The organism is Nostoc sp. (genome assembly GCF_036917975.1).
Lineage (GTDB): Bacteria > Cyanobacteriota > Cyanobacteriia > Cyanobacteriales > Nostocaceae > Nostoc.
Map to the genome: position 1 here is coordinate 188,754 of NZ_JBALEJ010000022.1, position 12,771 is coordinate 201,524.

The window sequence follows — 12,771 nt, forward strand, 5'->3', positions numbered from 1 at the left end:
TGACAGAACAAATCTTAAATCATCAACTTAAAATCCACGAGGCCCAGCACCCTTATAGTCGGGTTCAATCTAAAATCGCAAATCTAAAATCCAAAATTGATTAATAATATTTTGAGTAGCCCAAAGCTTAACAGCTTTCCCGGTGGGAAAATCTGACACGCTTCTGGTCGCCCAAGCTCTGACTCAATGACAATTTGCACGTTAGACGCTCAAGTGGTCATTGCTGGCTGTCATTTTTCGCCCTCGCTGTCCAAGTCTTAGTATTTAAACTCGACGGCGCTTGGGTGGACGACAACCATTGTGAGGAATCGGGGTAATATCCCGAATCAGTGTAATTTCCAGCCCTGCTCCTTGAAGTGCCCGGATAGCGGTTTCTCTACCTGCTCCTGGCCCACTGACCATTACCTCAATTTGGCGCATTCCTTGATCGATAGCTCGGCGGGCTGCACTTTCAGCTGCGGTTTGCGCTGCAAAGGGAGTTCCCTTTTTTGCTCCCTTAAAACCGCTAGAACCAGCGCTAGCCCAGGAGATGACATCTCCGTTTTGATCGGTAATGGTGACAATGCTATTGTTGAAAGTAGACTGGATGTAGGCCATTCCACTGGGTACATTCCGTTTCTGCTTCTTGCTCCCGGTTTTTTTAGTTGGTTGTCTCGCCATACTTGTTTAGTTGATTTAAGGTAAAACTTGCTCGGATTAGCAAGCGTTGCAAAATTATTTCCCTGGAGCCTTCTTCTTCCCTGCCACTGTCTGCCTTCTGCCTCTACGGGTTCTGGCATTGGTGCGAGTTCTTTGGCCTCTGACTGGTAAGCCCATACGATGACGACGACCTCTGTAGGTACCAATGTCAACTAAGCGCTTGATGTTCAAAGACTCCAAGCGCCGCAAGTCGCCTTCAACTTGATAGTTGGTTTCTATTTCCCCTCGTAGCGCTGTCACATCGGCATCACTTAAGTCCTTAACGCGGGTGTCTGGGTTCACACCAGTTGCCGCTATAATTCCTTGAGCGCGTGATAACCCAATTCCGTAGATGTAAGTCAGACCGATCTCGACGCGCTTATCGCGTGGAAGGTCTACTCCGGCAATACGTGCCACAATGAACTCTCCCTATTGTTCTCGCAATTACTGTTGGTTAGGAAAAACGTGATTAATCGCGTCTTTTCGTTTTAATGATGATATGCGTCCTGCAACTCACTCTGTTGGTAAGAGTGTTATCCTTGACGTTGTTTGTGCTTGGGGTTCACGCAAATCACCATGACGCGACCACGACGTTTGATCACGTTACATTTTTCACAAATTTTCTTGACTGAGGCTCTAACTTTCATGCCTTTTATTTTTTGACTCCAAATATAAAATTATAGCATTTATAGGGAAAATAATCCAGTTAAATGACTAGCAAACAGTCAAAAAAATGGTTTTATGGTAAAATTCTCTACATATACTTACTTCTTTCGTAGTCGATAGGTGATTCTGCCTTTGGTCAAGTCGTAGGGGGTTAACTCCACCTTGACGCGATCTCCGGGCAAAATCTTGATATAATTTCGGCGAATCTTGCCGGAAATGTGTGCTAGCACGTTAAAGCCATTGTCCAAGTCAACGCGAAACATCGCATTGGGCAAGGACTCTGTAACCGTGCCTTCCATTTCAATCAAATCTTGCTTAGACAATTTGTTTTTTCCTCAACTCAACAATTTCATGTTCAGTTGCAGCCTTCATCTGCAAAGAAACACATTTTAAGAAATATATCAACAGTTTATTAATATATCTTAGCTAAAATTGATCTTTTTTTTGCTATGGGGAGTGGGGAGTGGTGAGTGGGGAATAGTGAGTGATAAGTGGTGAATTCCCTACTCGCTACTCCCCTTTCAAGAAGCGATTACCTTTTGTAGTTCACCAGTGACATCTTCTTGGGACTGATTGCCATTGACTGTTAGGAGTTTTTGGCGATCGCCATAATAATCAATTAAAGGTGCAGTTTCCGCGCGGTATACTTCTAAACGACGACGAATTACCTCTTCGGTATCATCTTTTCGTCCTCTAGCAAGCAAACGTGCGATGACAATTTCATCTGGTGCATCTAAATTGACTACCCTTTCGCCACCTTGATGTATTGCTTCCAGTAAATTCTCCAGAAAAGCTGCTTGGGTCACTTTTCGGGGAAATCCATCCAGAATCCAACCATTTTTGGCATCTGGTTGACTGAGGCGCTCCTGTACCAAGTCCTGCACTAGCTGGTCGGGTACTAACTCGCCGCTATCAACATAGCTTTGAGCTTTGATTCCTAAAGGAGTCTGCTCTTTCATGGCTTGTCTTAATATTTCACCCGTAGAAATATGGGGAATATTCAAGCGTTCAGCCAAGGTTTGAGCTTGTGTTCCTTTACCCGCTCCAGGTGGCCCCAAGAAGATTAATCGCGTCACTATTATTTCACCATTCCTTCATAGCGCTGAGAGATGACATAAGTTTGGACTTGTTTGGCTGTCTCAATTGCCACACCAACTAAAATTAACAACGAGGTTGCACCTATTCCCCGGAAAGTTTTTACATTCAAAGCGCTTTCTACGGCTGTGGGGATAATAGCAACGAAGCCTAAAAAGATCGCACCCAAAAAAGTGAGTCGGTTGGAAACGCGTTCGATATACTCGCTAGTTGCCTTACCGGGACGAATCCCAGGAATACTAGAACCCATTTTCTTCAAGTTCTGCGCCACATCTACCGGGTTGAGAATCAACGAAGAATAAAAGTAGCTGAAGAAAACAATAGAAATCATGTAGACCAAGGCATAGACCCAGGAGCTAGAACCGCTTGGACTCAAATAAGTGTTAACTATATTTGCCAAATCGGCATTTTTAGTAAAATTGGCGATTAGCAGTGGCAAACTGAGGATGGCAGCAGCAAAAATAATTGGCATTACGCCGCCTTGGTTTAGCCGCAGTGGCAGATAACTACGCTGCTCTGCCAAAACTCTTCTACCTACTTGGCGACGAGCCGAAATAATTGGGATGCGGCGCATTCCTTCCTGCACAATCACAATCCCAACAATTGTTGCGAGGAAAACTAAGACCAGCACGATTACCCGACCGACTGCTTCCCGACCGCCGACTTGCACCAAGTCGATGGTATCACCCAAAGCTTTCGGTAATGACGCAACAATGTTGACAAAAATCAACAATGATGCTCCGTTGCCAATACCCCGTTCTGTAATTAGTTCTGATGCCCACATGACGAACATAGAACCAGCAGTCAGAGCGATCGCAGTTTCAGCGACAAAGATTGGCCCTGGCTTTAAGGCGAATTGCTGGAGGAATAATGCCGAAAAAGCTGTACTTTGAAGGATTGCCCAGCCTACAGTTACATAGCGGGTAATTTGCGATATTTTTCGCCGACCGGCTTCCCCTTCATTTTTCTGTAAATTTTCTAAAGTTGGAATCGCCGCCGTGAGTAATTGGATGATAATAGATGCATTAATGAAGGGCAAAATTCCTAAAGCAAAGACTCCCAAAGTCGAAAGTCCTCGCCCGGAAAATATATCCAATAAGCCGAATATGGAATTACTGCCCGATATGGCTTCGGCAAATCTTGGTCTATCAATGCCTGGGATGGGTAAGAAAATACCCAGGCGAACCAAAATCAAAATACCGACAGTGACAAGCAGCCTACCTCTGAGGCCAGCTGCCTGCGCCATCTGTATAAAAGTTTCTTGAGCCGTTGGGGCTTTATCTCGACTGATCATAGAGTGCTACCTTTATAGTGAACCAAGCACTGGCAGCGAGTTGGCTTGCATTTAAGTGCGCTGTTCCGGCTCACTCATAAGACTTCACAACTACCACCAGCTGCCTCAATTTTGCTACGAGCTGAAACTGTAAAAGCTGCCGCTTGTACATTGAGCGGAATGCTCAATTCCCCGTTACCTAAAACTTTCAGTGGCCCCTTGACAGCAGTCAGGATACCTGCGGCTTTCAATGAGGTCAAAGTTACTTCCGTATTGGCGGGAAGGGAGGCTAGCTTCTCTACATTAATCGTAGTGTAAATCTTCTGATTAACAATCGGAAAGCCCTTCAGCTTAGGTAAGCGGCGGTACAATGGCTGTTGACCACCTTCAAAACCTGGTCGAGTCCCGCTACCAGAACGAGATTTTTGACCCCGCATACCTAAACCAGCACTAGCGCCTTGACCGGCAGAAATACCTCTAGCTACACGCTTTTTGCGTTTCTTGGAGCCTTTTTGCGGCTTAACATCATGGAGTCTCATAAGTTATCAAGTTCTCATTTTTCGTTTGTCATTCGTCCTTTGTCATTTGTCATTTGTCCTTTGTTATTCACTAATGACTCATGACCAATGACTAATGACTAAATTTAGATGTAGAGATTTTGAATAGGAATACCGCGATCTTCGGCGACTTCAGAAAGGGTACGCAGTGTAGATAAGGCATTAACTGCGGCTCTAGCATTATTGAGCGGATTGTTGGAGCCTAGTTGCTTGGCTAAGACGTTACGAACTCCGGCTAATTCCAACACAGTCCGCACTGCACCACCCGCAATTACCCCAGTACCAGGTGAGGCTGGACGCATAATTACTTTTGCCCCGCCACCGACACCATCAATAGGATGGGGGATGGAGTTGGATTTGGTGATTGGGATATCAATGAGGTGTTTTTTGCCATCGGCTACGCCTTTTTTGACTGCGCCAATTACATCGGAAGCTTTGCCTACTCCAACTCCAACCTGACCGCGTTCGTTACCAACGACAACGATCGCTCGGAAGCTGAGTTTTTTACCACCTTTGACCACTTTACTTACGCGGCGGATTTGGATAACCCGCTCTTGCCAAGTGGTTTCTTCTTTTTTGGCACGCTTTGTTCTACTTTTACGCTCTGTTGCCATAATTTATGCTCTTTTTATGTCATTTGTCCTTTGTCCTTTGTCATTTGTCAGTTGTCCTTTGTCAGTTGTCCTTTGTCAGTTGTCCTTTGCAAATGACTAATGACCAATGACCAATGACTAATGACCAATGACTTTAGAAATCTAAACCAGCTTCGCGGGCTGCATCAGCTAGTGCTTTGACACGACCGTGATATAAGTTACCACCGCGATCGAAGACTACTTTGGTAATGCCTTTTTCTAGCGATCGCACTGCGATCAACTTACCAACTTGTACCGATGCATCGCGGTTTGCACCTGACGCTAAACTAGATTTCAACTCTGGTTCTACAGTCGATGCGGCCACGATAGTTTGATGCTGAGTATCATCAATTAACTGGGCATAAATATGCTCATTAGAACGAAATACCGCTAAACGGGGACGTTCTGGGGAGCCAATCACTTTGCCACGTACACGTCGATGACGACGGTTTTTTGATTCTCTACGAGTAAGTTTCATTTCTACTTCTTACCACCCTTACCAGTCTTACCAGCTTTCCGTCTGACCACTTCACCGGCATAGCGAATGCCTTTACCTTTGTAAGGTTCTGGTGGACGAACGGCACGAATTTTGGCGGCTGTGTTACCAACAATTTCTTTGTCATAGCCGCTAACAATGACGTTAGTGGTACCTTCTACGGCAAACTGAATTCCTTCTGGTGGTTCAATTTGCACTTGATGGCTATAACCCATATTTAAAACTAGGTTACGCCCTTGAAGTTGTGCCCTGTAACCAACACCTTGAATTTCCAAACGGCGCTGAAAACCAAGGGATACTCCCTCGACCATGTTGGCAACTAAAGTGCGGCTCAAGCCGTGCAATTGCTTCGATGTCCGAGTTTCATCCCGACGATTTACGTGTAATATTTCCCCCTCTTGAGAGAGTGAGACATTATCTCTGAGAGTGCGAGAAAGTTCTCCTTTCGGGCCTTTCACCACAATATTCGTACCATTGATCGCCACTTGAACTTTGGCGGGAATAGTAATTGGACGTTTACCAATACGAGACATGACTTTTTGTCCTTTATCCTGTTATGAGTTATGAGTTATGAGTTATGAGTTTTTATAACTAACTTTTCACTCCTCACTCCTAACTCCTCACTTCTGGTGACTACCAAACGTAACAAAGTACTTCGCCACCCAAGTTCTGACGCCGCGCTTCGCGGTCAGTCATAATCCCACTGGATGTAGAAATAATGGCAATGCCAATGCCGCCTAGTACCCTTGGTAATTCTTTTCGATTTGAATAAACACGCAAGCCAGGCTTACTGACCCGCTTTAAGGCGGTGATCAAAGGCTGACGGTTTTTACCCTTGTATTTCAGGGAAATCACCAGATTGCGTTTTACCCCTTCTTCTGCTTCTTCGATTTCAGCAATAAAGCCTTCCTCCCGTAGCACTTTGGCAATGCTTCGGGTCAATTTTGTCGCTGGCACTTGTGTAGTTTGATGCCGCGCCAGGTTGGCATTGCGGATGCGCGTCAGCATATCTGCAATTGTGTCGTTAGCCGCCATCGTTCCCTCTATAGATGAACTTATTGATCGCGAAAGGGCATTCCTAATTCTTTAAGTAAGGCGCGTCCTTCTTCGTCGTTTTTTGCTGTGGTGATGATGGAAATATCCATCCCACGTACTTGATCGATGCTGTCGTATTCGACTTCTGGAAAAATTAGCTGTTCTCTCACACCTAGAGTGTAGTTACCGCGTCCGTCAAAGCTTTTAGGGCTAACGCCGCGAAAATCTCGAATTCTAGGTAATGACAGGCTAACTAGTCTGTCAAAAAAGGCATACATCCGTTCGGCTCTGAGTGTCACCATGATCCCCACAGGCATCCCTTGACGAATCTTAAAGCCAGCGATCGCCTTTTTCGCCCGTGTCACCACTGGTTTTTGACCTGTTACCACGGCAATTTCGTTGATGGATGCCTCTAGTGACTTCGCATTTTGAGCTGCTTCACCCAAACCACGGTTAATCGTAACCTTTACCAACTTCGGTACTTGATGAACGTTGGTATATTGAAACTGATTAATCAGTTTGGGGACGATTGTCTCTTGATATAAGGTTTTGAGTCTTGTTGTCGCCATAGTTTTTTTGTCCTGATATCCCTGGGCTTGGTCAGGGAAACTTTAATTTTGGATTTTAGATTTTGGATTTTGGATTAAATTTAAAATCTAAAATTTCAAGTTGGCTAATTCTTATTTATCGAGAATTTCGCCAGTTTTCTTGAGTTTTCTGACTTTTTTGCCTTCTGAGGTAAAGGTGTAACCAATACGACTGGCAACGTTTTGCTTGGTGGAATAAAGCATCACGTTGGAGCTATGAATTGGGAATTCTTGGGTAATAATTCGCCCTGATTCCCCTTCTTGCTGGGGTTTGACGTGCTTGGTTTTAATGTTGACACCTTTGACGATGACTTTACTCAGTTGGGGAAGTGCCTGAGTAATTTCGCCAATTTTTCCTTTGTCTTTGCCAGCAATCACTTGTACGGTGTCGCCAGTTTTGACGTGCATTTTATGGAATACTTTGGGCGTACCTTGTTTGGTTGCCATTAAAGCACCTCCGGAGCCAGAGAAACAATTTTAGTAAAGTTTTTATCGCGCAGTTCCCGTGCAACTGGGCCAAAAACCCGTGTGCCTCTAGGATTGCCATCTTTGTTGATGATTACAGCGGCGTTATCATCAAAGCGAATACTCATGCCACTGTCACGACTTACAGCTTTCCGAGTCCGAACAATTACTGCTTCCACAACATCAGACTTTTTAACAGCCATGTTGGGTGTAGCATCTTTGACAACTGCGATAATTTTATCGCCAATAAAACCATAACGGCGATTGCCTCCGCCTAAGATGCGGATGCACATCAGTTTGCGGGCGCCGCTATTATCTGCGACATTCAGGTAAGTCTGGGGTTGAATCACAATTATTCTCCCTTGTAATGTTGTTAGTTTCTAACAACGATGAGGTTTAAGTAGGCTTGACGTTCAGGACTTCTGTGATTTTCCAGCGCTTGGTTTTACTCAGGGGTCTAGTTTCCTGAATGCGAACGCGATCGCCTACTTTACACTGATTTTCTTCGTCGTGAACTTTATATCGTTGGGTGTTAACCACAATCTTGCCGTACTTGGGGTGAGGAGCGCGGTTTTCTATGGCGACTACCACAGTTTTTTGCATTTTATCGCTCACTACCAAGCCAACTCGTTCTTTAACTGCCATAATCTCCTACTTTTTTTCTTTAGCCGATTGACTTGCTGCCCGTTTGCGTTCTGTTTCTAGCGTCAGCAATTGGGCTAGGCGGTGGCGCAATTGTCGGAACTGATGGGGCTTTTCTAGTTGTCTGGTGGCTTTTTGCAAGCGCAACTGAAATAGTTGTCTTTTGATTGCGACAATTTCATCAGAGAGCTTCTCATCACTTAATTCTCTAGCTTCTGAAATCTTGGGAAGAGGCATAAGTTACTCCTGCTCCTGTGGTTGAGAGCGCACAATAAACTTAGTTTTGATGGGCAGTTTAAATGAAGCCAAGCGCATCGCTTCACGCGCGATTTCTTCAGTAACTCCACCGATTTCAAACAAAATCCGCCCCGGCTTGACTACAGCTACCCAAAACTCTGGATTACCTTTACCGGAACCCATCCGGGTTTCAGCAGGACGCATGGTTACAGGTTTATCAGGGAAAATCCGAATCCAGATTTGTCCACCCCGACGAATATAACGAGTCATTGCCCGACGGGAAGCCTCGATTTGACGCGAGGTAATCCAAGCAGGTTCTTGAGCTTGGAGTGCAAAATCACCGAAGTTAAGGGTGCTACCACGGGTGGCTAGTCCCTCCATCCGTCCGCGCTGTTGCTTGCGGAATTTAGTTCTTCTAGGGCTTAACATGATTGGCTACTGGGTACTAGGTACTGGGGATTAGGGATTGGGAATTAGGGATTGGGGATTGAGAATTCTTACCCAGTCCCCAGTCCCCATTCCCCAGTCCCCGTTTACCCTTCATTTGATCGGTCTTCAAATTGCTGGCGACGGCGTTGTTGTTGACGGCGACGGGGTTCACGTTCGCGATCGCGGGGTTCACGTTCGCGATCGCGGCTTGCGGGTGGTAGTGGATCTGGTTCCTGTCCAGGAATAATTTCTCCCTTAAACACCCATACTTTGATACCCAAAATGCCGTAAACAGTTTTTGCTGTGCAATAAGAGTAGTCAATGTCAGCCCGTAAGGTATGTAAAGGTACTCTACCTTCACGAGTCCACTCTGTCCGGGCAATTTCTGCACCGTTGAGGCGACCGCTGACTTGGATTTTAATCCCTTGGACACCAGCGCGTTGGGCACGTTGAATTGACTGTCTCACTACCCGCCGAAAGGAAACCCGACGTTCCAATTGTTGAGCAATGTATTCAGCAATTAGGTAGGCATCAGCATCAACTCGTTGCACTTCAACTACGTTAATGCGAATTTGGCGATTGCTACCCAACAGTCCTTGGAGTCCGGTACGTAAGGATTCAATACCTTGTCCACCGCGACCCACTACAACACCAGGTCTAGCTGTGCGTACTTCTAAGTCGATTTGGTCAGCTTTGCGCTCAATCCGCACTTCGGAAATTCCGGCGTTGTTTTGAGCCTGTCTACCCAGCTTTTGTTCTATGTATTGACGGAGTTTGTAATCTTCTTGGAGAAGTTCTGGATAGCGATCAGGAACAGCAAACCAACGGGATTGATGTTCATGTGTAATACCCAGACGAAAACCAACTGGATGAATTTTCTGTCCCACGAATGCTTCCTCTAAAATTTCTTACTTTACGCAATTTATTCGTGTAAACGTGCTTATTTTTCTGGAGCAGCTGCAACAGCTACAGTAATATGACACGTCGGCTTGCGAATTTGGTAAGCTCGACCTTGCGCTCTTGGCTGGAACCGCTTCAACGGCGGCCCTTGATCGGCATAAGCTTGAGTAATCACTAGTTGAGTCCGATCTAACCCAGCATTGTTTTCGGCATTAGCAGCAGCGCTTCTAAGAACCTTCAAGATGGGTTCAGTGGCGCGATAGGGCATGAATTCCAGGATGATTAACGCTTCTCGGTAGGATCGCCCCCGGATTTGATCGAGTACCCGACGCACTTTATAAGCCGAGATGCGGATAAAACGAGCGATCGCTTTTACTTCAGTAGTATTAGTAGCCATAATTTTCTCCAATTTTGTCCTTCGTCCTTTATCCTTTGTCCTTTGTCAAAAGCTAATAACTAATGACCCTTCGGGTTCACCAGTTGCTCATGGGGGAAACCCCCATCGCTCTTAGCGTCTCCCCTTGGGAGAAGACCGCACTGGCTCACCAATGACAAATGACCAATGACTAATAACTACCTACCCGCTTTTTTGTCGCTTTTTCCATGACCCCTGTAGGTGCGTGTCGGGGCAAATTCACCCAACTTGTGTCCTACCATCTGTTCATTTACAAAAACTGGAACGTGTTGGCGTCCGTTGTGAACAGCTATGGTATGACCTACCATTAGAGGCAAAATTGTTGAAGCTCGTGACCAAGTTTTAATAACTTCTTTTCTGTTGTTGTCGTTGAGCTTTTCAATTTTCTTTAGAAGATGATCCGCAACGAAGGGACCTTTTTTTAGAGAACGACCCATAGTTCAATTTTGGCTTTAGGATTTAGGAATTAGGATTTAGAATTTCGGATTTTGGATAATTAAGGTGACTGAATCAAGTTTCACAAATTTTCAATGTTCACAAGTAGACCCAATCTAAAATCCAAAATCTAAAATCTAAAATTCTATGATTCACGACCACCGCGACCGCGTTTAGAAGACTTACGACGACGACGTACAATCAACTTGCTGCTAAGTTTCTTGCGATTGCGTGTCTTTGCGCCCAATGTAGGTTTACCCCAAGGTGTAACAGGCCCCGATCTACCGATAGGCGCTCTACCTTCACCACCTCCATGTGGGTGATCCACTGGGTTCATGACGCTACCTCTAACCTTAGGACGGCGACCTTTCCAGCGATTTCGTCCGGCTTTACCTGCACTTAGGTTTCTCGCGTCGGTATTGCCTACTTGCCCAATGGTGGCGTAAGACTCGCGTCGAATCAAGCGGACTTCTCCTGAAGGCAACTTGAGAGTTACATAATTACCTTCTTTTGCCACAACTTGAGCGCTAGCACCAGCAGCACGGACAATTTGACCACCTTTACCAGGAGTCAGTTCTACGTTGTGAACACTAGTACCCAAAGGAATCTTCCAGAGTGGTAAGGCATTACCATCTTCAAAAGGTGCTTCCGGTCCAGAAATAATTATTGTTCCAACTTTCAACCCGTTGGGGTGAAGGATGTACCGTTTTTCGCCATCTTGGTAATACAAAAGCGCAATTCTGGCGTTGCGGTTAGGATCGTATTCAATTGCTGCGACTTTGGCAGGAATATTATGTTTATCCCTTTTAAAATCAATGATCCGATAAAGCTGTTTGTGTCCGCCACCCCGGCGACGACTAGTAATCCGTCCGTGATTATTCCGACCTTTGGCGCGATGCTTCGAGGTTGTTAGGGATTTTTCTGGCTCGGTTCTGGTAATTTCCGCAAAGTCAGAAATTGTAACTTGGCGAGTGCTGGGGGTATAAGGGCGATAAGAGCGAGTACCCATAATCTATTTTGGATTTTGGATTTACTTAATTTTGGATTTTGAATTTTGGATTTTGGATTTAATGAGTGTTTAATTAATTACGACCATCTTTGGTACTTATTCAGTAAACTCCTCAATCTAAAATCTAAAATCTAAAATTCCTAGACTTCTGGGAATAGAACTTGTCTAATCTTGTCTTCATCCCCAGGTGCGACAGTGATGATCGCTCGTTTATATTGGGGTTTATAACCAATAAATTTACCAACGCGCCGCTTTTTACGTGGTGGTAAGATGGTGTTGACTTTTACAACCTTGACTTGAAATAAGTCTTCGATCGCAGCCTTGATTTCTGGCTTTGATGCTTTGGGAATTACTTCAAAGGTGTACTTGTTTTGTTCCATCAAGATGGTCGCTTTCTCGGTAACGATTGGGCGACGTACTAAGTCGGCAAGATCACGGGGGTCAAAGCTAGGCACTGTAGACCTCCTGAATTTTTTCTAGGGCTGATGCCGTAACTACAATTTTGTCAGCGTGCAGTAAATCAAAAACATTTAGCTGGTCGGCTGCAATTAGTTTTAAATTTTCAATGTTGCGGGCTGACAAATAAACGTTATCTGTATCCGCAATCTCAGACAAAATTAACAGTGCCTTGCTTTCTGGTACTACTCCCCAACGGGCAAGGGCTGCCACTAATTCTTTAGTTTTGGGGCGAGATAGCTCGGTGCTAAATTCTTCTACTACAATCAAGTCGTCAATACGGCTGACAAATGCTGTCCGCAATGCCAAACGTCGCTCTTTGCGGTTCAATTTGAGGTTGAAGTCTCTGGGTTTTGGCCCAAAGATCACACCACCACCACGCCACAATGGAGAACGAATAGACCCGGCACGAGCGCGACCAGTACCTTTTTGTCTCCAAGGTTTCCGGCCACCGCCTCTGACTTCAGCACGAGTTTTTGTACTGGCATTTCCTTGACGAGCATTGGTCAATTGCCGTACTAAGGCGCGATGCACAATATGAGACGCTGTTTCTTCTTTGGCAACGCGCAACTCGAAGGTCGTCTCGCCGACCTGTTCTCCTTGCCAATTTTTAACTACGCTTTCAACCATTTTTCTTATCTGTCCTTTGTCATTTGTGAGCCACTGCGGTCTTGGGGTCTCCCCAGATGAAGCACGTGGCGTCATTTGTCATTTGTCTTTATGCCATTTGTCTTTAGCCAATGACTACTGACTAATGACTTCTG

The 12,771-nt window shown here is 45.3% G+C and carries 23 protein-coding genes; all 23 read right to left on the reverse strand.

The features are described from left to right. Positions 1-264: 264 nt before the first annotated feature. Positions 265-660, reverse strand: coding sequence for a 30S ribosomal protein S11 (rpsK, locus tag V7K76_RS07820; protein WP_069070761.1), 396 nt, complete (start codon positions 658-660; stop codon positions 265-267). A gap of 54 nt (positions 661-714) precedes the next feature. Continuing rightward, entirely contained in the window at positions 715-1,095 is a 381-nt protein-coding gene (gene rpsM / locus V7K76_RS07825) for a 30S ribosomal protein S13 (protein ID WP_334778475.1), read from the reverse strand. 116 nt (positions 1,096-1,211) lie between these two features. After that, entirely contained in the window at positions 1,212-1,325 is a 114-nt protein-coding gene (rpmJ, locus tag V7K76_RS07830; protein WP_015129703.1) for a 50S ribosomal protein L36, read from the reverse strand. Between the two features lie 117 nt (positions 1,326-1,442). Then, positions 1,443-1,667, reverse strand: coding sequence for a translation initiation factor IF-1 (gene infA, locus V7K76_RS07835; protein WP_006276978.1), 225 nt, complete (start codon positions 1,665-1,667; stop codon positions 1,443-1,445). 198 nt (positions 1,668-1,865) lie between these two features. Continuing rightward, entirely contained in the window at positions 1,866-2,420 is a 555-nt protein-coding gene (locus V7K76_RS07840) for an adenylate kinase (RefSeq protein WP_334778476.1), read from the reverse strand. Between the two features lie 2 nt (positions 2,421-2,422). Then, positions 2,423-3,733 carry a preprotein translocase subunit SecY gene (secY, locus tag V7K76_RS07845; protein ID WP_334778477.1) on the reverse strand — a complete coding sequence of 437 codons (1,311 nt, stop codon included), beginning with the start codon at positions 3,731-3,733 and terminating at the stop codon, positions 2,423-2,425. A 74-nt stretch (positions 3,734-3,807) separates the two neighbouring features. After that, complete coding sequence (gene rplO / locus V7K76_RS07850) at positions 3,808-4,251, reverse strand: 50S ribosomal protein L15 (protein WP_292848139.1); 444 nt, start codon at positions 4,249-4,251, stop codon at positions 3,808-3,810. Between the two features lie 104 nt (positions 4,252-4,355). Continuing rightward, positions 4,356-4,883 carry a 30S ribosomal protein S5 gene (rpsE, locus tag V7K76_RS07855; RefSeq protein ID WP_094328453.1) on the reverse strand — a complete coding sequence of 176 codons (528 nt, stop codon included), beginning with the start codon at positions 4,881-4,883 and terminating at the stop codon, positions 4,356-4,358. A 133-nt stretch (positions 4,884-5,016) separates the two neighbouring features. Then, positions 5,017-5,379, reverse strand: a complete 363-nt coding sequence (rplR, locus tag V7K76_RS07860) for a 50S ribosomal protein L18 (protein WP_334699060.1) — start codon at positions 5,377-5,379, stop codon at positions 5,017-5,019. A gap of 2 nt (positions 5,380-5,381) precedes the next feature. Then, positions 5,382-5,930 (reverse strand): 50S ribosomal protein L6, encoded by a 549-nt coding sequence (gene rplF, locus V7K76_RS07865; protein ID WP_334778478.1) that lies wholly within the window; start codon positions 5,928-5,930, stop codon positions 5,382-5,384. A 100-nt stretch (positions 5,931-6,030) separates the two neighbouring features. Then, the gene (gene rpsH / locus V7K76_RS07870) at positions 6,031-6,432 is read right to left on the reverse strand and encodes a 30S ribosomal protein S8 (RefSeq protein WP_094349096.1); all 402 of its coding nucleotides are present in this window, start codon (positions 6,430-6,432) and stop codon (positions 6,031-6,033) included. A 20-nt stretch (positions 6,433-6,452) separates the two neighbouring features. Then, positions 6,453-7,001: a 50S ribosomal protein L5 gene (gene rplE, locus V7K76_RS07875; protein ID WP_104906405.1), complete on the reverse strand. Its 549-nt coding sequence runs from the start codon at positions 6,999-7,001 to the stop codon at positions 6,453-6,455. Positions 7,002-7,112: 111 nt separating this feature from the next. Next, complete coding sequence (rplX, locus tag V7K76_RS07880; protein ID WP_094349094.1) at positions 7,113-7,466, reverse strand: 50S ribosomal protein L24; 354 nt, start codon at positions 7,464-7,466, stop codon at positions 7,113-7,115. Then, positions 7,466-7,834: a 50S ribosomal protein L14 gene (rplN, locus tag V7K76_RS07885; RefSeq protein ID WP_069070772.1), complete on the reverse strand. Its 369-nt coding sequence runs from the start codon at positions 7,832-7,834 to the stop codon at positions 7,466-7,468. Before rplN ends, rplX begins: the two co-directional genes overlap by 1 nt. A 46-nt stretch (positions 7,835-7,880) precedes the next feature. Then, positions 7,881-8,129, reverse strand: a complete 249-nt coding sequence (gene rpsQ / locus V7K76_RS07890; RefSeq protein ID WP_094349093.1) for a 30S ribosomal protein S17 — start codon at positions 8,127-8,129, stop codon at positions 7,881-7,883. Between the two features lie 6 nt (positions 8,130-8,135). Further along, entirely contained in the window at positions 8,136-8,363 is a 228-nt protein-coding gene (gene rpmC, locus V7K76_RS07895) for a 50S ribosomal protein L29 (protein WP_179068334.1), read from the reverse strand. A gap of 3 nt (positions 8,364-8,366) precedes the next feature. Further along, entirely contained in the window at positions 8,367-8,792 is a 426-nt protein-coding gene (gene rplP, locus V7K76_RS07900) for a 50S ribosomal protein L16 (protein WP_179068333.1), read from the reverse strand. Positions 8,793-8,896: 104 nt separating this feature from the next. Then, positions 8,897-9,679 carry a 30S ribosomal protein S3 gene (gene rpsC, locus V7K76_RS07905; protein ID WP_334730164.1) on the reverse strand — a complete coding sequence of 261 codons (783 nt, stop codon included), beginning with the start codon at positions 9,677-9,679 and terminating at the stop codon, positions 8,897-8,899. A gap of 53 nt (positions 9,680-9,732) precedes the next feature. Next, on the reverse strand, positions 9,733-10,089 hold the full coding sequence (rplV, locus tag V7K76_RS07910; protein WP_334778479.1) for a 50S ribosomal protein L22: 357 nt from the start codon (positions 10,087-10,089) through the stop codon (positions 9,733-9,735). Between the two features lie 176 nt (positions 10,090-10,265). Continuing rightward, positions 10,266-10,544: a 30S ribosomal protein S19 gene (gene rpsS / locus V7K76_RS07915; RefSeq protein ID WP_012410721.1), complete on the reverse strand. Its 279-nt coding sequence runs from the start codon at positions 10,542-10,544 to the stop codon at positions 10,266-10,268. 143 nt (positions 10,545-10,687) lie between these two features. Then, a complete protein-coding gene (gene rplB, locus V7K76_RS07920; protein WP_334708512.1) occupies positions 10,688-11,551 on the reverse strand; it encodes a 50S ribosomal protein L2 in 864 nt (287 codons plus the stop codon). 140 nt (positions 11,552-11,691) lie between these two features. Continuing rightward, positions 11,692-12,006 carry a 50S ribosomal protein L23 gene (locus V7K76_RS07925; protein ID WP_179068331.1) on the reverse strand — a complete coding sequence of 105 codons (315 nt, stop codon included), beginning with the start codon at positions 12,004-12,006 and terminating at the stop codon, positions 11,692-11,694. Further along, positions 11,999-12,637 carry a 50S ribosomal protein L4 gene (gene rplD / locus V7K76_RS07930; RefSeq protein WP_069070797.1) on the reverse strand — a complete coding sequence of 213 codons (639 nt, stop codon included), beginning with the start codon at positions 12,635-12,637 and terminating at the stop codon, positions 11,999-12,001. Before rplD ends, V7K76_RS07925 begins: the two co-directional genes overlap by 8 nt. Positions 12,638-12,771: the final 134 nt, after the last annotated feature.